The 19,285-nt window shown below is 55.7% G+C and carries 16 protein-coding genes; 13 read left to right on the forward strand and 3 right to left on the reverse strand.

What is annotated here, in order from left to right; genetic code table 11:
- Window positions 1–5: 5 nt before the first annotated feature.
- Entirely contained in the window at window positions 6–863 is an 858-nt protein-coding gene (gene focA / locus EDF82_RS14245) for a formate transporter FocA (protein ID WP_123756166.1), read from the reverse strand.
- A gap of 375 nt (window positions 864–1,238) precedes the next feature.
- Window positions 1,239–2,999: a 30S ribosomal protein S12 methylthiotransferase accessory factor YcaO gene (gene ycaO, locus EDF82_RS14250; RefSeq protein WP_123756249.1), complete on the reverse strand. Its 1,761-nt coding sequence runs from the start codon at window positions 2,997–2,999 to the stop codon at window positions 1,239–1,241.
- A gap of 486 nt (window positions 3,000–3,485) precedes the next feature.
- Between ycaO and serC the strand changes: the two genes are divergently transcribed.
- The 12 genes from serC (at window position 3,486) to EDF82_RS14310 (ending at window position 17,626) form a co-directional block, all read left to right on the forward strand.
- Window positions 3,486–4,574 carry a 3-phosphoserine/phosphohydroxythreonine transaminase gene (gene serC / locus EDF82_RS14255; RefSeq protein ID WP_123756167.1) on the forward strand — a complete coding sequence of 363 codons (1,089 nt, stop codon included), beginning with the start codon at window positions 3,486–3,488 and terminating at the stop codon, window positions 4,572–4,574.
- A 72-nt stretch (window positions 4,575–4,646) separates the two neighbouring features.
- Complete coding sequence (gene aroA, locus EDF82_RS14260) at window positions 4,647–5,930, forward strand: 3-phosphoshikimate 1-carboxyvinyltransferase (protein WP_123756168.1); 1,284 nt, start codon at window positions 4,647–4,649, stop codon at window positions 5,928–5,930.
- Window positions 5,931–6,132: 202 nt separating this feature from the next.
- Window positions 6,133–6,816, forward strand: coding sequence for a (d)CMP kinase (cmk, locus tag EDF82_RS14265; protein WP_123756169.1), 684 nt, complete (start codon window positions 6,133–6,135; stop codon window positions 6,814–6,816).
- A gap of 128 nt (window positions 6,817–6,944) precedes the next feature.
- Complete coding sequence (gene rpsA, locus EDF82_RS14270; RefSeq protein WP_004860074.1) at window positions 6,945–8,618, forward strand: 30S ribosomal protein S1; 1,674 nt, start codon at window positions 6,945–6,947, stop codon at window positions 8,616–8,618.
- Window positions 8,619–8,768: 150 nt separating this feature from the next.
- Window positions 8,769–9,056 carry an integration host factor subunit beta gene (gene ihfB, locus EDF82_RS14275; protein ID WP_004100704.1) on the forward strand — a complete coding sequence of 96 codons (288 nt, stop codon included), beginning with the start codon at window positions 8,769–8,771 and terminating at the stop codon, window positions 9,054–9,056.
- 210 nt (window positions 9,057–9,266) lie between these two features.
- Window positions 9,267–11,531, forward strand: a complete 2,265-nt coding sequence (locus tag EDF82_RS14280; protein WP_123756170.1) for a ComEC family protein — start codon at window positions 9,267–9,269, stop codon at window positions 11,529–11,531.
- 36 nt (window positions 11,532–11,567) lie between these two features.
- Window positions 11,568–13,316 (forward strand): lipid A ABC transporter ATP-binding protein/permease MsbA, encoded by a 1,749-nt coding sequence (msbA, locus tag EDF82_RS14285; RefSeq protein WP_123756171.1) that lies wholly within the window; start codon window positions 11,568–11,570, stop codon window positions 13,314–13,316.
- Window positions 13,313–14,302, forward strand: a complete 990-nt coding sequence (lpxK, locus tag EDF82_RS14290; RefSeq protein ID WP_123756172.1) for a tetraacyldisaccharide 4'-kinase — start codon at window positions 13,313–13,315, stop codon at window positions 14,300–14,302. Before msbA ends, lpxK begins: the two co-directional genes overlap by 4 nt.
- Before the next feature lie 32 nt (window positions 14,303–14,334).
- Window positions 14,335–15,564 carry a winged helix-turn-helix domain-containing protein gene (locus EDF82_RS14295; protein WP_123756173.1) on the forward strand — a complete coding sequence of 410 codons (1,230 nt, stop codon included), beginning with the start codon at window positions 14,335–14,337 and terminating at the stop codon, window positions 15,562–15,564.
- A 103-nt stretch (window positions 15,565–15,667) separates the two neighbouring features.
- Window positions 15,668–15,850, forward strand: a complete 183-nt coding sequence (gene ycaR / locus EDF82_RS14300; RefSeq protein WP_123756174.1) for a protein YcaR — start codon at window positions 15,668–15,670, stop codon at window positions 15,848–15,850.
- On the forward strand, window positions 15,847–16,593 hold the full coding sequence (gene kdsB, locus EDF82_RS14305) for a 3-deoxy-manno-octulosonate cytidylyltransferase (protein ID WP_123756175.1): 747 nt from the start codon (window positions 15,847–15,849) through the stop codon (window positions 16,591–16,593). The genes ycaR and kdsB overlap by 4 nt, the downstream gene beginning before the upstream one ends.
- 139 nt (window positions 16,594–16,732) lie before the next feature.
- Window positions 16,733–17,626, forward strand: coding sequence for a YcbJ family phosphotransferase (locus tag EDF82_RS14310; protein ID WP_123756176.1), 894 nt, complete (start codon window positions 16,733–16,735; stop codon window positions 17,624–17,626).
- Here EDF82_RS14310 and elyC read toward each other — a convergent pair.
- Window positions 17,603–18,382 carry an envelope biogenesis factor ElyC gene (gene elyC, locus EDF82_RS14315; protein WP_123756177.1) on the reverse strand — a complete coding sequence of 260 codons (780 nt, stop codon included), beginning with the start codon at window positions 18,380–18,382 and terminating at the stop codon, window positions 17,603–17,605. The genes EDF82_RS14310 and elyC overlap by 24 nt on opposite strands.
- 121 nt (window positions 18,383–18,503) lie before the next feature.
- Here elyC and cmoM point away from each other — a divergent pair, with 121 nt between their 5' ends.
- Complete coding sequence (cmoM, locus tag EDF82_RS14320; RefSeq protein ID WP_123756178.1) at window positions 18,504–19,283, forward strand: tRNA uridine 5-oxyacetic acid(34) methyltransferase CmoM; 780 nt, start codon at window positions 18,504–18,506, stop codon at window positions 19,281–19,283.
- Window positions 19,284–19,285: the final 2 nt, after the last annotated feature.

Below are 19,285 nucleotides of genomic sequence, written 5' to 3' on the forward strand. Positions count from 1 at the left end.
GACCCTTAGTGATGGTCGTCGCCACGCAGGTAAATGACCCAGTATGTCAACCCAACCAGCAGACCACCGCCGATAATGTTCCCGATAGTTACCGGAATCAGGTTATCAGTAATGAAGTTCATGACGGTCAGGTGAGAGAAATTTTCCGGAGCTGAACCGATAGCGGTCCAAAATTCCGGGCTTGCAAAGTCGCGGATTACGATACCCATCGGGATCATAAACATATTAGCGATACTGTGCTCAAAGCCGCTGGCAACGAACATGGCGACGGGTAATACCATAATCATGGCTTTATCCATCAGGCTGCGACCGGAGTAGCTCATCCACACCGCCAGACAGACCATCAGGTTCGCCAGGATACCCAGGCACACGGCTTCAATAAATGTATGATGCATTTTATGGTCAGCGGTTTGCAGGACGTTGAGGCCCCATCCACCGTTGGCGGCCATATACTCGCCAGACAACCACATGAGCAATACAAACAACAATGCGCCTATCAGGTTACCAACATAGACGTTGAGCCAGTTTCTTGCCAGTTGACCCCAGGTAATTCGTCCGCTGGCTTTTGCCACGACGATAAGTACGGTAGAGGTAAACAGGTCAGCACCGCAAATAACACAAAGAATCAGGCCCAGGGAGAAACAGACCCCACCGATCAACTTGGCAATCCCGAAAGGCATTGCGGCTGTGCCGGTTGTCGCAGTGATATAGAAGACAAAAGCGATTGAGATGAACACACCAGCGGTAATCGCCAGATAAAACGTCTTCATCGGGTGCTTTGTCGCTTTATAGACACCTGCTTCTTCGGCAACTTTCGCCATGGCAGCAGGGAGTAAAAGATCAAAAGGGTTGTCAGCTTTCACACTAACTCTCTCTTTATAAAAGTTGGCGGTGAGATACTAACAAAGCATTATAGAAGGGAATTTGATGTAGATCATATCCTACCGGAACTATAAGCCCTTTATATGTATGGTTTTGTGATTTATTGATATTAAATATTTGATTTTTATTGAAAAAATAAATTTTAAAATTTACAACTTATGTTGATTTTTTTCATTTTTGGGGGCGGATGACGGTTAATTAAAATGGGGTACTTTTATTAAAATTAACAACCGTAATTTAAAGCGTGAAAAAAATTTACGACAAATTAACGTTGCGTCCACAATTCTGCGCGGTTGCCTGTGAAGCTGTAAAAACGGGGCCATTTACGGCCCCGCTGATGTCCTGCACGCTAGCGTTTATTTATGCCAGAAGGCCGCTTTTGCGCGCTGCAGTTTTTCGTATGCCTGCAGTAAAGACTGATGGGCCGGGAAGGCCTTGAGATCGCTATCAACCGGCTGCAGGCCGTAGAACGGAGCTTCACCGCTCAGCGCCGCGCTGGCGGCTTCAACCGCGTCAGCCCCGTACATGCGCACAAAGGCATTCAGGTACTGCAGAGGTTGACGCTCGTCTTCCTGACTGAGCAGCAACAGCGTCTGCAGGCAGCGATAGTAGTTGGCGCGTTCAGCACTGAAGATGGAGGCATTGAATTCAATGGTCCATTCAGTCCAGATTAACGCCTGGTCCAGATCGCCGCCGGCCAGTGCCAGCATAGCTTTCAGTTCACCAATACGTAGGGTGTACCAGCCGTTGTCTTTACCCGTTGCCAGGCCCAGCAGCTCGCGTACGCGGGTAAAGTCATCGTTCCCCTCGTCGTCCAGCTGTTCGATCAGCGCCAGATAATCTTCTTTTTCCCACTCACTGCCTGGCAGCGAAAGGATTGTGTCGCGCAGATGGCTGCCCATGCTGTTATTCGCCAGCCACAGATCTTCTGCCGGATAAATGTCGGACATTCCCGGCACGATGATACGGCAGGCGTAGACGCTCAGGTGCTCGTAGTCGGCGATATATACGTCTTTATCTTCTTCTTTGAAGATGGCCATCAGGGTGGCGAACTCTTGCTCCGTCGTACCGGAGAAGCTCCAGTCGACAAACGGATAGTCGGCATCCTGCTTGAACATATCCCAGGAGATCAAACCGCTGGAATCAATGAAGTGGGTTTCAAGGTTGGCATGTTCGGCCACTTCTTCGTCATCGAAGGTTGGCGGCGTGAAGACGTCGAGGTCCTTCAGGCTGCGGCCTTGCAGCAGTTCGGTAACGGTACGCTCCAGGGCGACACCGAAGTCCGGGTGGGCACCGAAAGAGGCGAAGCAGGTGCCGTTAGCCGGGTTAAACAGCACCACGCAGATAACCGGATATTTGCCGCCCAGCGAGCCATCGTAAGCAAAGATAGGGAAACCTTCTGCTTCTAGTTTGGCGATAGATTCCACCACGCCCGGATAGCGCGCCATCACCTCGGCAGGGATTTCCGGCAGGCTGATGCTTTCGGCAATGATACGGTTTTTAATGTGACGCTCGAAGACTTCTGACAGCGCCTGGACGCGGGCTTCATTCGCGGTGTTGCCCGCTGACATCCCGTTTGATACATACAAGTTGCCGACGATATTCATTGGAATATAGACGGTTTCGCCATCGGACTGGCGGGTGAACGGCAGGCCGCATACCCCGCGATCGTCGTTACCGGACTGCAGATCGACCAGCATGCTGGCCGTCAGTTGATCGTCAGGATCGTAGAAGGCGCGCAGGCGCGGATCCAGCAGGCCTTCCGGCACTTCGTCATCTTCGGTCAGCGGGAACCATTTTTCATTCGGATAGTGGACGAACGGCCCGTTGGCGATGGTTTCGCCTAACCAGAAGTCAGCGAAAAAGTAGTTGGTGGACAGGCGTTCAAAATATTCGCCCAACGCTGAGGCCAGCGCCGCTTTTTTAGTTGCCCCTTTGCCGTTGGTGAAGCACAGCGAGCAGGCTTTATCGCGGATATGGACGGACCACACGTGCGGTACCGGATTCAGCCATGAGGCCTCTTCAATATCAAATCCGAGGTCGAGCAACTTTTGCTGGAAGCGCGCGATGGAGTCTTCCAGGGCGGCGTCTTTTCCGGGTATAAATGTTTGAGTCATGGCGATCACTTTTATCGTACGTAAAGCGCGCAATGATACGGCTTTTAGATGACAGGCGCTATCTCGTTGCGCAGAGGAATGCATCACTGCTTTCTTATCGTTCGATCGGCTCAATTTCCAGGGGAAGGATAAATGCAGCAGGGTTGAAGGCAGAGGCGGTAATTCCAGCGCAATGGCAGCAATTATGTCGGTTTTATGACGTCAAGATGGCAGATTCTTTTGTGTGACGGGGAACGCATTTCACCCCCGGCCAGTTTTACCCATTGCGGTGCGTGTCACTGAATGATAAAACCGATATATACATCCTCTTTCCAACCGCCTCTTTGCTGGCTCAGTCTGCTTACCCTGGTTGCTACTCTCAGCGCCTGGTCACGCCCGGACCTGTCATCTTGACGCGTGTGGAATAGATGTGGTGCACCGATACAGGGATTACTGATAGCCCGCGGCGGTTCGCGAGCAAATAACATAGCAACGTGGTGAGGGGAAATGGCTCAGGTCTATAACTTTAGTTCGGGCCCGGCAATGCTGCCGGCGGAAGTTCTCAAACTGGCGCAGCAAGAACTGTGCAACTGGCAGGGGCTGGGTACGTCGGTGATGGAGATCAGCCACCGTGGTAAAGAGTTTATCCAGGTGGCCGAGACGGCGGAACAGGATTTTCGCGATCTGCTCAATATCCCTTCCAACTATAAAGTTTTATTCTGCCACGGCGGCGGTCGCGGGCAGTTCGCCGGTGTTCCGCTGAACCTGCTCGGTGATAAAACCACCGCTGACTATGTTGATGCCGGCTACTGGGCCGCCAGCGCAATCAAAGAAGCGAAGAAATATTGTTCACCGAACAGCATTGACGCCAAAGTGACGGTTGATGGCCTGCGCGCGGTGAAACCGATGAGCGAATGGCAACTGACGCCGGGTGCAGCCTACCTGCACTATTGCCCGAACGAAACCATCGATGGCATCGCGATTAATGAAACGCCCAATTTTGCCGACGACGTGGTTGTTGCGGCGGACTTCTCCTCCACCATTCTGTCTTCCCCTATCGATGTCAGCCGTTACGGCGTGATCTACGCGGGCGCGCAGAAAAACATCGGTCCGGCAGGCCTGACGCTGGTGATTGTGCGTGAAGATCTGCTGGGTAAAGCCAGCATCGCGTGTCCTTCGATCCTTGACTACTCCGTGCTGGATGCCAACGACTCGATGTTCAACACCCCGCCGACCTTTGCCTGGTACCTGGCGGGCCTGGTGTTCAAATGGCTGAAAGAGCAGGGCGGTGTTGCCGTTATGGACAACATCAACCAGCAAAAAGCCGATTTACTCTACGGTGTCATCGATAACAGCGGCTTCTATCGTAACGACGTCGCCGCGGCTAACCGCTCGCGGATGAACGTGCCGTTCCAGCTGGCTGACAGCGCGCTGGATAAGCTGTTCCTTGAAGAGTCCTTCGCTGCAGGTCTGCATGCGCTGAAAGGCCACCGCGTGGTTGGCGGGATGCGTGCTTCTATCTATAACGCGATGCCGCTGGCGGGCGTGAAGGCACTGACCGACTTTATGCAGGACTTTGAACGCCGCCACGGCTGATCACCGTTCTGCTTTTCATCCCCGCAGCCGGTCTGCGGGGTTTTTATTCTGTTTGTTTGAGAGTTGAGTTTGATGGAATCCCTGACGTTACAACCCATTGCGCGAGTGGATGGCACCGTAAACCTGCCTGGGTCAAAAAGTGTCTCTAACCGCGCTTTGCTGCTGGCGGCATTAGCCCGTGGCACCACGGTGCTGACCAACCTGCTGGACAGCGACGATGTACGCCACATGCTGAATGCCCTGAGCGCCCTGGGAGTTCATTACACCCTGTCTTCTGACCGTACCCGTTGTGACGTTGTCGGTAACGCGGGTCCGCTGCAGGCCGGTAATGCCCTCGAGCTGTTCCTCGGTAACGCCGGAACCGCCATGCGTCCGCTGGCGGCGGCGCTGTGTCTGGGTAGCAACGATATCGTGCTGACCGGCGAACCGCGCATGAAAGAACGCCCGATTGGTCACCTGGTCGATGCCCTTCGCCAGGGCGGCGCACAAATTGATTATCTGGAGCAGGAAAACTACCCGCCTCTGCGTCTGCGCGGCGGTTTTGCCGGCGGCCAGGTGGAAGTGGACGGCAGCGTCTCCAGCCAGTTCCTGACCGCGCTGCTGATGGCGGCTCCGCTGGCGCCGCAGGATACTGTTATCGCCATTAAAGGCGAACTGGTGTCAAAACCGTATATCGATATCACGCTGCATCTGATGAAAACCTTCGGCGTTGAGGTCGAAAACCAGGCCTACCAGCGTTTCGTGGTTAAAGGCAATCAGCAGTACCAGTCGCCGGGTGATTACCTGGTTGAAGGGGATGCCTCATCGGCATCGTACTTCCTCGCTGCAGGCGCGATTAAAGGCGGCACGGTGAAAGTGACCGGTATTGGCCGTAACAGCGTTCAGGGCGATATTCGTTTTGCTGACGTGCTGGAAAAAATGGGCGCTACCGTTACCTGGGGCGACGATTTTATTGCCTGTACCCACGGCGAACTGAACGCCATCGATATGGATATGAACCATATTCCGGATGCGGCAATGACCATCGCCACCGCGGCGCTGTTCGCAAAAGGGACCACCACGCTGCGTAATATCTATAACTGGCGCGTCAAAGAGACCGACCGTCTGTTTGCGATGGCAACTGAACTGCGTAAAGTGGGCGCTGAAGTGGAAGAGGGCGAGGATTACATCCGCATTACGCCTCCGCTGACGCTGCAGTTTGCGGAGATTGGCACCTATAACGATCACCGTATGGCAATGTGCTTCTCGCTGGTGGCGCTTTCCGATACGCCGGTGACGATTCTCGACCCGAAGTGTACGGCGAAAACCTTCCCGGATTACTTCGAGCAGCTGGCGCGAATCAGCACCCTGGCGTAATGCGCTTCGGTAAGACGTAAAACAAAAAGTAAAACATTGTCATCTCCCGGGCTGATATTCCATCAGCCCGCTATAATTGCGCAATTCTTCTGCGATCCTTTTCTGGTAGTCCGTAATTTGCAAGCAATGCTCACTTTCCCGCGTATAGATGCGTATAATGCGCGGCGTTTACATTCTATGCGCCTTGCTGAAGGAGAAAAAGATGACGGCAACGATTCCGGTAATCACCATTGATGGGCCTGGCGGTGCGGGTAAGGGCACATTGTGCAAGGCAATGGCAGAAGCGCTGAGCTGGCATCTGCTGGATTCCGGTGCCATCTATCGCGTGCTGGCACTCGCCGCGCTGCATCACCATGTAGATGTTGAATCTGAAGAGGCGCTGGTGCCGCTGGCCGCGCATCTGGACGTGCGTTTTATCTCTACTGACGGCAGTCTCGAAGTGGTGCTTGAAGGCGAAGACGTCAGCGCTGAGATCCGTACTCAGGAAGTCGCCAATACCGCCTCGAAAGTGGCGGCGTTTCCACGCGTGCGCGAAGCCTTATTGCGTCGCCAGCGTGCGTTCCGCGAATTGCCGGGCCTGATTGCCGACGGACGCGACATGGGAACCGTAGTATTTCCCGATGCGCCAGTGAAAATTTTCCTTGATGCATCCGCTGAAGAGCGCGCCCATCGGCGCATGCTGCAGTTGCAGGATAAGGGCTTTAGTGTTAACTTTGAACGTCTTTTGTCCGAGATAAAAGAGCGTGACGATCGCGACCGAAATCGCAGCGTGGCGCCGCTTGTCCCGGCTGCTGATGCGTTAGTTCTCGATTCTACTGAACTAAACATTGAGCAAGTAATTGAAAAAGCGCTACACTATGCGCGCGAAAAACTGGCAGTCGCCTGATCGTTAAGCGACACGGCCTCCGAATTATAGCAGTACCCCCGCAGCAATGGAGTGTTAGCGGGTATGTTAAACAACCCCATCCGGCACGGAGCCAGGTGGACGTTAAATATGAAACCTGAAGATTAAACATGACTGAATCTTTTGCTCAACTATTTGAAGAATCCTTAAAAACAATCGAAACCCGTCCGGGTTCCATCGTTCGTGGTGTTGTTGTTGCTATCGACAAAGATATCGTACTGGTTGACGCCGGTCTGAAATCTGAGTCTGCCATTCCGGCAGAGCAGTTCAAAAACGCCCAGGGCGAGCTGGAAATCCAGGTTGGTGACGAAGTTGACGTTGCTCTGGATGCAGTAGAAGACGGCTTCGGTGAAACCCTGCTGTCCCGTGAGAAAGCTAAACGTCACGAAGCTTGGATCACGCTGGAAAAAGCTTACGAAGAAGCTGAAACTGTAGTCGGTGTCATCAACGGCAAAGTTAAAGGTGGCTTCACTGTTGAGCTGAATGGTATTCGCGCGTTCCTGCCAGGCTCCCTGGTTGACGTTCGTCCAGTTCGCGACACGCTGCACCTGGAAGGCAAAGAGCTTGAGTTCAAAGTAATCAAGCTGGACCAGAAGCGTAACAACGTTGTTGTTTCCCGTCGTGCTGTTATCGAATCCGAAAACAGTGCAGAACGCGATCAGCTGCTGGAAAACCTGCAGGAAGGCATGGAAGTCAAAGGTATCGTTAAGAACCTCACTGACTACGGCGCATTCGTTGATCTGGGCGGCGTTGACGGCCTGCTGCACATCACCGACATGGCGTGGAAACGCGTTAAGCACCCGAGCGAAATCGTAAACGTTGGCGACGAAATCACTGTTAAAGTGCTGAAGTTCGACCGCGAGCGTACTCGTGTATCTCTGGGCCTGAAACAGCTGGGCGAAGATCCGTGGGTAGCTATCGCTAAGCGTTATCCGGAAGGTACCAAACTGACCGGTCGCGTGACCAACCTGACCGACTACGGCTGCTTCGTTGAAATCGAAGAAGGCGTTGAAGGCCTGGTTCACGTATCCGAAATGGATTGGACCAACAAAAACATCCACCCGTCCAAAGTTGTTAACGTTGGCGACGTAGTGGAAGTTATGGTTCTGGATATCGACGAAGAACGTCGTCGTATCTCCCTGGGTCTGAAGCAGTGCAAAAACAACCCGTGGCAGCAGTTTGCGGAAACCCACAACAAGGGCGACCGTGTTGAAGGTAAAATCAAGTCTATCACTGACTTCGGTATCTTCATCGGCCTGGACGGCGGCATCGACGGCCTGGTTCACCTGTCTGACATCTCCTGGAACGTTGCAGGCGAAGAAGCAGTACGTGAATACAAAAAAGGCGACGAAATCGCAGCAGTTGTTCTGCAGGTTGACGCAGAGCGTGAGCGTATCTCTCTGGGCGTTAAACAGCTCGCAGAAGATCCGTTCAACAACTGGGTTGCACTGAACAAGAAAGGCGCAATCGTAAACGGTAAAGTCACTGCAGTTGACGCTAAAGGCGCAACCGTAGAACTGGCTGACGGCGTTGAAGGTTACCTGCGCGCTTCTGAAGCTTCCCGCGACCGCGTTGAAGATGCAACTCTGGTTCTGAGCGTTGGCGACGACGTTGAAGCTAAGTTCACCGGCGTTGATCGTAAAAACCGCGCAATCAGCCTGTCTGTTCGTGCTAAAGACGAAGCTGATGAGAAAGATGCAATCGCAACTGTTAACAAACAGGAAGATGCAAACTTCTCTAACAACGCAATGGCTGAAGCTTTCAAAGCAGCTAAAGGCGAGTAATCTTAGTCATTCAGGTTACAACAACCTGAATTATGACGAGTTTACTTGACAGATTGCAGGATTCGTCCTGTAATCATGCACAAAGGGCGGCTACGGCCGCCCTTGTTTAAAGCAGTTAGCTAATTTGCCTTGAAGGAAACCGGAGGAATAATGACCAAGTCCGAATTGATAGAACGACTTGCCAGCCAGCAATCTCACATTCCTGCGAAAGCGGTTGAAGATGCTGTTAAAGAGATGCTGGAGCATATGGCCTCAACGCTTGCTCAAGGTGAGCGCATTGAAATCCGCGGTTTCGGCAGCTTCTCTTTGCACTATCGAGCACCTCGCACCGGGCGTAACCCGAAAACTGGCGATAAAGTCGAACTGGAAGGTAAGTACGTTCCGCACTTTAAGCCTGGGAAAGAACTACGCGACCGCGCCAATATTTACGAAGAGTAAGTCTCGCCAGACGGCGACCACGTACTCCGAAGATAAAAAAAGCACCTCACTGGTGCTTTTTTTATGCCCGCAATTTGCTGCTCCTCGCAGTTTATTCTCCGCTTTGCAGCACTCCGACCAATTCTGTGGAAACCGCAATCCATAGCCGATGGACGACAGCTGACGCTCTCCCGCATTCACGCAATACTTCCCGCTAACAGGGAGGTCTCCATGCGTTTATCACAGCTGGCAGGGTGCGTCATTGCCGGAATATTTCCGCTGTTGGTACTGCCGGTGCTGCCGACGCTGAGCACCATTCAGGGATGTATCCTCGGGGCCATCGCGATCTCGTTTTCCCGCTATGTCGTCTTACGCTACCTGGCGCTGACCATCCTCTTTTTTGCCTGGGGCGCGCTGAGCGCCCATCAGGCACTCTGGCCAACCCGCGCATTGGCCGGTAGCCACCCGTCGGTTGAGATAACGCTGACCGCGACCGACGCCGGGACAACCCATCAGGGGGTTATCACCCACCTGAACGGGCAGCGGCTGTTTCCGGCCCCGGGGATTACGCTGTATGGCAATCCTCTTCCCATTGCGCCTTGTGCCGGGCAGCGCTGGAAGATGGCGGTCCGGCTTCGTCCGGTCCATAGCCAGCTTAACGCCGGAGGCTTTGACAGCCAGCGCTACGCGCTATCGCAGCATCGTTCTCTGAGCGGCCGCTTTACCTCTGCACAAGCGCTCGACCCTGAATGCAGCTATCGGGCGCGCTTTCTGGCCTCGCTGGGTCATACTCTCGCGGCATTCCCCTGGCAGCCAGTGATCCTCGGCCTCGGGATGGGGGAGCGCCTGGTGATCCCCGGGGATATCAAACGCCTGATGCAAGAGACCGGAACCTCCCATCTGATGGCGATCTCTGGTTTGCATATCGCGCTAGGTGCGCTGCTGGGTGGGCTGGCAGTACGTGGCCTGCAGTTCTTTTTCCCCTGCCGATGGATCAACTGGAAAACGCCGTTACTCGCGGGACTGATCTGTGCCCTCGGTTACGCCTGGTTGACCGGCATGCAGCCGCCGGCCCTGCGGACCTGTATTGCGCTGGGCACGGCGGTCGCTTTGCGATTATCCGGCAAGCGCTGGTCGCCCTGGCAGGTGTGGTTATGCTGTATTGGCGCGATTCTGCTTGCCGACCCGCTGGCGGTGTTATCGGATAGCCTGTGGCTTTCGGTATTTGCAGTCGCAACGCTGATTTTCTGGTATCAGGTTGTGCCCGTGTCGTTGCACAACTGGCGTTGGCCGTTGCGGCAGCTACTGGCATTAAGTCACCTGCAGCTGGGCCTGATGTTTTTACTGCTGCCCATTCAGATTGTTATTTTCCATGGCATCAGCCTGACCTCCTGGTTGGCTAATCTTATTGCCGTGCCGCTGGTTACCTTTGTTATCGTTCCCTGCATTCTGCTGGCCATGTTGCTGCATCTCAGTGGTCCCACGTTTCTCGAGATGGCGTTGTGGCCGCTGGCTGACCGTCTGCTGGTCGGATTATTCTGGTTTTTACGGCTGTTACCGTCAGGGTGGCTGAGCCTGGATTTCCGCTGGGCCGGGGTGAGCCTGCTGCCCTGGCTGTGGCTCCTTATCTGGCGCTTTCATGCCTGGCGTTCGCTCCCGGCGCTGTGCCTCAGCAGCACCGTGCTGTTGAGCTGGCCGTTATGGCGCCCGTTGCCGCAGGGGGAGTGGCGGGTCACGATGCTTGATGTCGGGCAGGGGCTGGCGCTGGTTATTGAACGTGAAGGGGCGGCGATTCTCTATGATACCGGGTTGGCCTGGCCCGGTGGCGATAGTGGGCAGCAGATTATTATCCCGTGGTTGCGCTGGCATAACCTGCGTCCTGAGGGGATTATTTTGAGTCATGAACACCTCGATCATCGCGGCGGTCTGAATTCGTTGTTGCAGGCCTGGCCCGGCCTGTGGATCCGCAGTCCGCTTGGCTGGCAGGGGCATCTCCCGTGCCGGCGAGGCGAAAGCTGGCGCTGGCAGGGATTGACCTTCCGCGCACTCTGGCCGCTCCCGGAGGCAAACACGACGGGCAATAATCGCTCCTGCGTGGTGCGCATTGACGATGGCAAACACAGCATTCTGTTAACCGGAGATATTGAAATTCCAGCAGAACGCGCGATGATGAGTCACTACTGGCAGCATCTTGCGTCTACACTTATCCAGGTCCCGCATCATGGCAGCAATACGTCGTCTTCCCTCGCGCTGTTGCAGCGGGTGGGCGGGGCGGCGGCGCTGGCGTCGGTGTCGCGATACAATGCCTGGCGCATGCCAGCGGATAAGGTTGTGCAGCGCTACCGGCAGCAAGGTTACCGGTGGTTCGATACGCCCCATCAGGGGCAAATAACGGTTATTTTTTCCGCAGAAAGCTGGCAAATCCACGGCTTACGAGATCAACTTTTACCGCGTTGGTATCATCAGTGGTTTGGCGAGACCGTGGATAACGGGTAGAATATGCGGCTATTTCAACATAAGCTGGTTTATTGAATGCAGAACGATAAAGATCTCTCCACGTGGCAGACCTTCCGCCGACTCTGGCCGATTATAGCGCCATTTAAACCCGGACTGATCGTCGCGGCAGTTGCGTTAGTCTTTAACGCAGCTAGTGATACTTTCATGTTATCGCTTCTTAAACCGTTATTGGATGATGGTTTTGGTAAAACGGATCGCTCAGTGCTGCTATGGATGCCGCTGGTGGTGATCGGCCTGATGGTGCTACGTGGTGTCACCAGCTACATTTCAAGCTATTGTATCTCCTGGGTTTCCGGAAAAGTGGTTATGACGATGCGTCGTCGTCTGTTCAGCCATATGATGGGAATGCCGGTCTCGTTCTTCGATAAGCAGTCCACGGGGACGTTGCTGTCACGTATTACCTATGACTCCGAACAGGTGGCGTCATCCTCTTCCAGCGCGTTGATTACCGTGGTGCGTGAAGGCGCCTCGATCATCGGTCTGTTTGTGATGATGTTCTATTACAGCTGGCAGCTGTCGCTGATCCTCATCGTGCTGGCGCCTATCGTCTCCATCGCGATTCGTGTGGTCTCCAAGCGTTTTCGTAATATCAGTAAAAATATGCAGAATACGATGGGGCAGGTGACCACCAGCGCTGAGCAGATGCTGAAAGGCCATAAAGAAGTGCTGATGTTTGGCGGCCAGGGCGTAGAAACCAAGCGTTTTGATAAGGTCAGCAACAAGATGCGTTTGCAGGGGATGAAAATGGTCTCTGCCTCGTCAATCTCTGATCCCATCATTCAGCTGATTGCCTCGCTGGCACTGGCGTTTGTCCTCTATGCGGCGAGCTTCCCAAGCGTGATGGAAACGTTGACCGCCGGTACGATCACCGTGGTGTTCTCTTCGATGATTGCCCTGATGCGTCCGCTGAAATCACTGACTAACGTCAACGCCCAGTTCCAGCGCGGTATGGCGGCCTGTCAGACGCTGTTTGCTATCCTCGATTCCGAGCAGGAAAAAGACGAAGGTAAGCTGGTGATTGAGCGTGCGAAGGGCAACCTTGAGTTCAACAATGTCACCTTCACCTACCCAGGGCGTGAAACGCCGGCTCTGCGCAATATCGACCTGAACATTCAGGAAGGTAAAACGGTTGCTCTGGTCGGGCGTTCCGGGTCGGGCAAATCGACCATCGCCAGCCTGATTACCCGCTTTTATGATATCGATGAAGGCCAGATTAAGCTGGATGGTCACGATCTGCGTGAATATACCCTGGCCTCTCTGCGTAATCAGGTGGCGCTGGTGTCACAAAACGTCCATCTGTTCAACGATACCGTGGCGAACAACATCGCCTACGCCCGTACGGACGAGTACAGCCGCGAGCAGATTGAAGAAGCCGCGCGGATGGCCTATGCGATGGACTTTATCAGCAAAATGGATAACGGCCTTGATACCGTTATTGGTGAGAATGGCGTCCTGCTCTCCGGCGGTCAGCGCCAGCGTATTGCCATCGCGCGAGCGCTGCTGCGTAACAGCCCGATTCTGATCCTCGACGAAGCAACCTCGGCGCTGGATACCGAATCTGAACGCGCCATCCAGGCGGCACTGGACGAACTGCAAAAAAACCGCACTTCGCTGGTGATTGCGCACCGCCTGTCTACCATCGAGCAAGCCGACGAAATCGTCGTGGTAGAAGATGGCCGCATCGTAGAACGTGGCAGCCATGCCGATCTGCTGGAGCATCGTGGCGTCTATGCCCAACTGCATAAGATGCAGTTTGGCCAATGATTGCCCGAATCTGGTCCGGTGAGTCGCCGTTATGGCGGCTGTTGCTCCCGCTCTCCTGGCTGTATGGCCTGGTGAGTGGGCTGATTCGCCTCAGCTACCGGCTGGGGCTGAAGAAAGCCTGGCGCGCGCCGGTACCAGTGGTGGTTGTCGGTAACCTGACCGCCGGGGGCAACGGTAAGACCCCGGTGGTTATCTGGCTGGTGGAACAACTCCAGCAGCGCGGCATTCGCGTTGGCGTGGTGTCCCGCGGCTATGGCGGGAAAGCGGCAAGCTATCCGTTGCTGCTGGGCGCCAGCACCAGTACCGCCGAAGCCGGTGACGAACCGGTGCTGATTTTCCAACGAACCGGAGCGCCGGTTGCCGTCTCGCCGGTTCGCAGCGATGCGGTACGCGCTCTGCTTGCAGCCCACGACCTCCAGCTCATTGTTACCGATGACGGCCTGCAGCACTATAAGCTGGCGCGGGACAAAGAAATCGTGGTGATTGACGGCGTGCGTCGTTTTGGCAATGGCTGGTGGCTACCGGCCGGGCCGATGCGCGAACGCGCATCACGCCTGCAGAGCGTCGACGCCATCATCGTGAACGGCGGCGTGGCGCGAACGGGTGAAATGCCGATGCAATTGCGTCCGGGGCTGGCGGTGAATTTACTCAGCGGTGAACGGCGTGATGTGGCCTCATTCGACAATGTTGTCGCTATGGCCGGAATCGGTCATCCTCCGCGGTTCTTCGCCACCCTGGAAAGCTGCGGCGTACAGCCGGTGAACACCGTGGCGCTGGCAGATCATCAGGCGCTGACCCAGGCGAGCGTTTCCGCTCTCGTGACGGCACAGCAAACGCTGCTGATGACTGAAAAAGACGCGGTGAAATGCCGCGGTTTTGCCGACGCGAACTGGTGGTATTTACCCGTCGACGCCATAATGGCGGATGAACGCGCTCAGCAACTGCTGACGGAACTGGTCGCGCTGGCGCAACGTAAGCCTCAATAACGCTGTGCCGGAGTCCTTCACGGAGAACCTGCATGTCGGTATTACAACTTTCACTTAAAGATGCCCGCCATCTCCATCTTGCGGCGCAGGGGTTACTGAAAACGCCCCGGCGCCGTGCTCGTGCCAGCGATATTCTTCCCACCATCCAGCAGATGTCACTGCTGCAAATCGATACCATCAACGTCGTCGCCCGCAGCCCCTATCTGGTGCTTTTTAGTCGTCTCGGTAGCTATTCGGCAGCCTGGCTGGAAGAGGCGCTGCGCAGCGGCGAGCTGATGGAGTACTGGGCCCATGAGGCCTGCTTTTTACCCCGCAGCGATTTTGCCCTGGTACGCCACCGCATGCTGACGCCGGATAATATGGGCTGGAAGTACCACAAAGGATGGATGGCTGAACACGCCACCGATATTCAACAGCTGCTGGAGCATATTACCCAGAATGGCCCGGTACGTTCCGCCGATTTTGAACACCCGCGCAAAGGTACCAGCGGCTGGTGGGAGTGGAAACCGCATAAACGTCATCTGGAAGGGCTGTTTACCGCCGGGAAAGTCATGGTTGTCGAACGCCGTAATTTCCAGCGGGTGTACGATCTGACGCATCGGGTGATGCCGCTCTGGGATGATGCGCGCGACGCGCTGTCGCAGGCCGACGCCGAAGCACTGATGCTGCGTAATAGCGCCCGCAGCCTCGGTATCTTCCGTCCCCAGTGGCTGGCCGATTACTACCGGCTGCGTCAGCCCGCATTGCCGGCGCTGCTCAAGCGCTGGCAGGACGAGGGGCTGGTGACGCCGGTGAACGTTGAAGAACTCGGTGAAATGTGGCTGCATCACGATGCGCGAGCGCAGCTTGAATCCGCGCCCGCAGGCAAACTCACCGCCAGTCATAGCGCCGTGCTCTCACCGTTTGACCCGGTGGTCTGGGACCGTAAACGCGCCGAACAGCTATTCAATTTCAGCTACCGTCTTGAGTGCTATACCCCAGCGCCTAAACGTCAGTATGGCTACTTTGTGCTACCGCTGCTGCATCAGGGCAAACTGGTGGGCAGAATGGACAGCAAAGTGCATCGTAAAACCGGGGTACTGGAAATTATCTCGCTGTGGCTGGAAGAGGGGGTTAAGGTTAGCGGCGGGCTGGAAAAAGGGCTGATACGTGCAATAGAAGCCTTTGCCCGCTGGCAGTCGGTGCAGCACATCACTCTGGGTCGTCTGCCGCCGGGGCTGTTTGCTGACCGGCGTCAGGGCTGGGAAATCGCTTCAGCCTGACCCCCTGGCGATGGCTCGCGTAGCCATTGCCGCAAACGGATCCCTGAGCTTGTCATCATGTGATATGCTGCTGCGGAATCTATTCGGTCCATCAGGAGGAATTATGGATCACCGTTTATTAGAAATCATCGCCTGTCCTGTCTGCAACGGTAAACTCTACTACAGCCAGGATAAGCAAGAGCTGATCTGTAAAATTGACAGCCTGGCCTTTCCGCTGCGTGACGGCATTCCCGTCTTGCTGGAAACCGAAGCCCGCGCATTAGCCGTCGGAGAGAGCCACTCATGAGTTTCGTGGTCATTATTCCTGCCCGTTTTGCCTCCACACGTTTGCCCGGAAAACCGTTACAGGACATCAACGGTAAGCCGATGATCGTGCACGTGCTCGAACGCGCGCGTGAGTCCGGGGCCGACCGGATTATCGTCGCGACGGACCATGATGAAGTGGCGCGTGCGGTAGAAGCCGCCGGTGGCGAAGTGTGCATGACGCGCGCTGACCATCAGTCCGGCACTGAACGTCTGGCCGAAGTCGTTGAGAAATGTGGCTTCAGTGACGACACCATCATCGTCAATATTCAGGGTGATGAGCCGATGATCCCGCCGGCGATTGTGCGCCAGGTGGCGGCGAATCTGGCGGCTAATACCTGCGGTATGGCGACGCTGGCGGTGCCGATTCATGATGCCGACGAAGCTTTTAACCCTAATGCGGTGAAGGTGGTGATGGATGCGCAGGGCTATGCGCTCTATTTCTCCCGCGCCACGATCCCATGGGATCGCGATCGTTTTGCGCAGTCCCGCGAAACCATCGGCGATTCACTGCTGCGTCATATCGGGATTTACGGGTATCGCGCGGGCTTTATCCGTCGCTACGTCAGCTGGGCGCCTGGTCCGCTGGAGCAGATCGAAATGCTGGAGCAGCTGCGGGTGCTGTGGTACGGCGAAAAAATCCATGTTGCGGTAGCCGAAGTGGTTCCCGGCACCGGTGTCGATACGCCGGAAGATCTGGCCCGCGTTCGCGCAGAGCTACGATAATCTCCTCATCCCCTCCATCGCGAGGGGATATCCTCACGCTGTTTTTCCATACTATTTGCCCCAAATTTGATCTTACCCGATGACATCCCTGCGGCTGGCGCTCATTATGAAACCAGTAGTATTCACAGGGGTAATCTGAATGGAACAGTTGCGAACCGAACTGAGCCACCTGCTGGGTGAAAAACTCAGCCGCGTGGAGTGTGTCAGCGAGAAGCCCTTGTCGGCGCTATGGTCGCTCTACGATGCACAAGGAAATCCGTTACCGCTGCTGGCGAGGAGCTTCACCACCCCCGGCATTGCCCGTCAGCTGGCCTGGAAAATCTCGATGCTTGCGCGCAGCGGCACCGCGCGGATGCCGGTGGTGTACGGCGTGTTAACCCATGAGGAACATCCCGGGCCCGATGTGCTGTTGATTGAACGACTGCGCGGCGTGTCCGTGGAGGCGCCAGCCCGGACGCCGCAACGCTGGGAACAGCTGCAGGAGCAGATCGTGGAAGCCCTGCTGGCCTGGCATCGGCATGACAGCGGCGGCTGCGTTGGCATGGTCGACAGCACCCAGGAAAACCTGTGGTCGAACTGGTATCGCCAACGGGTAGAGATGCTATGGAGTACGCTAAACCTGTATCAGGACACCGGCCTGACGATGCAGGACAAACGGATCCTGTTCCGCTCCCGGGAGTGCCTGCCGGCGCTATTTGAAGATTTCAGCGATAACTGCGTGCTGGTGCACGGGAGCTTCACGCTGCGCAGTATGTTGAAAGACGCGCGTAGCGATCAGCTGCTGGCAATGGTCGGGCCGGGCATGATGCTCTGGGCGCCCCGCGAGTACGAACTGTTCCGGCTGTCGGACGGCGGGCAGGGGGAGCAACTGCTGTGGCACTATCTGCGCCGCGCACCGGTGTCGGAATCATTCGTCTGGCGGCGCTGGCTGTATCTGCTGTGGGATGAAGTGGACAACCTGGTCAACACCGGGCGCTTTGACCGCACCCGGTTTGATCTGGCTGCTAAATCACTCCTGCCCTGGCTCGCCTGACACCCCTTTTAGCCACTGCCAGAGGCGCCCCAGCGTTTCGTAACCGACGCGATCGCTGTGCATCAGCCATACCGGCGACGGGATCGCGCGCTCCCACGGGTTAAGCGGCGATTCAATCGCCAGCTGATTAGCCGGCGCCGGCAGTGGATTAAGCCCGGCATGGCGGAAGAATATCATCGCTCTGGGCAAATGCGACGCGGAGGTCACCAGCAGGAAAGGGGCATCGCCGATGGCCTGTTTGACCGCAGCGGCTTCCTCTTCCGTATCTTTCGGGCTATCGAGAACCATTATTTCGCTGCGCGGGACGCCAAGGCTTTGCGCCACCCTGGCGCCGGCCTCAGCGGTGCTGACCGGGTTGGTTTTCGCCGCAGCGCCGGTAAAGATCATCTTCGCCCCCGGATTTTCCTGCCACAGCCGGATCCCTTCAGCCAGGCGCGGCAGGCTGTTATTGATCAGGTTAGAGCTGGGCGCCCAGTCCGGATTCCAGGTATATCCGCCACCGAGTACCACCACATACTGAACCCGTTCGCTGTCGCGCCATGTTGGGTACTTGTCCTCGATCGGTTTGAGTAAACCATCGGCCACCGGTTGCAGGCTGAGCGCAACCAACAGCAGCCAGCCAACGCTGACGCACACTTTACCGGTTCGCTGGAAACGGCTGAACCACAGCAGGGCGATGCCTGCGGCAATCAGCAACAGCAGCAAGGGAAGCGGCAGCATCATGCCGCCTAAATACTTTTTCAGAGTAAAAAGCATGCCAGGTGGTTCCTTTTTTAACCATATAACCAAAGTTATGCCCGGATCTTATAACAGATCGCTACATTCTCCGCGTGGGTATGACAAAATAGCGGTTTTGTTTTGGCAGGTGGAGTCGCCGGTGAAGGATCGTAATTTCGATGACATGGCTGAAAAGTTTTCGCGCAATATCTACGGCACCACCAAGGGCGAACTGCGCCAGGCGATCCTCTGGCAGGATCTCCACCCGTTACTGAGCCAGCTTGGCCCTGGGCCGCTTCGGGTGCTCGATGCGGGCGGCGGGGAAGGCCAGACGGCGGTCAAAGTGGCGGAAATGGGTCATCATGTGACGTTATGCGATCTCTCTGGCGAAATGGTGGCTCGCGCCCGTCAGGCGGCTGTCGATAAAGGTGTGATCGACAACATGCATTTTGTACAATGCGCAGCTCAGGATATTGCGCAGCATTTGGAAAGCCCGGTCGATCTGGTACTGTTTCATGCGGTACTGGAGTGGGTGGCTGAACCGCAGGAGATGCTGCGCGTGCTGTGGTCCGTTGTCAGACCCGGCGGTGCATTGTCGCTAATGTTCTACAATGCTAACGGTCTGCTGATGCACAATATGGTGGTCGGAAACTTCGACTACGTACAGCTAGGTATGCCGAAAAAGAAAAAACGCACGTTGTCGCCGGACTATCCGCGCTCACCGCAGCAGGTTTATGGCTGGCTGGAAGAGCAGGGCTGGCACATTACCGGGAAAACCGGCGTGCGGGTGTTTCATGATTATCTGCGTGAAAAACGCAAACAGCGCGACGATTTTGCGGCGCTGCTGGAGCTGGAGACGCGCTACTGTCGCCAGGAGCCGTATATCAGCCTGGGTCGCTACATTCATGTCACAGCGCTTAAGCCGCAGATGCAAGGATAAAC

This window comes from Klebsiella sp. BIGb0399, from assembly GCF_003752615.1.
In the GTDB taxonomy this organism is placed as follows: domain Bacteria; phylum Pseudomonadota; class Gammaproteobacteria; order Enterobacterales; family Enterobacteriaceae; genus Klebsiella; species Klebsiella lignicola.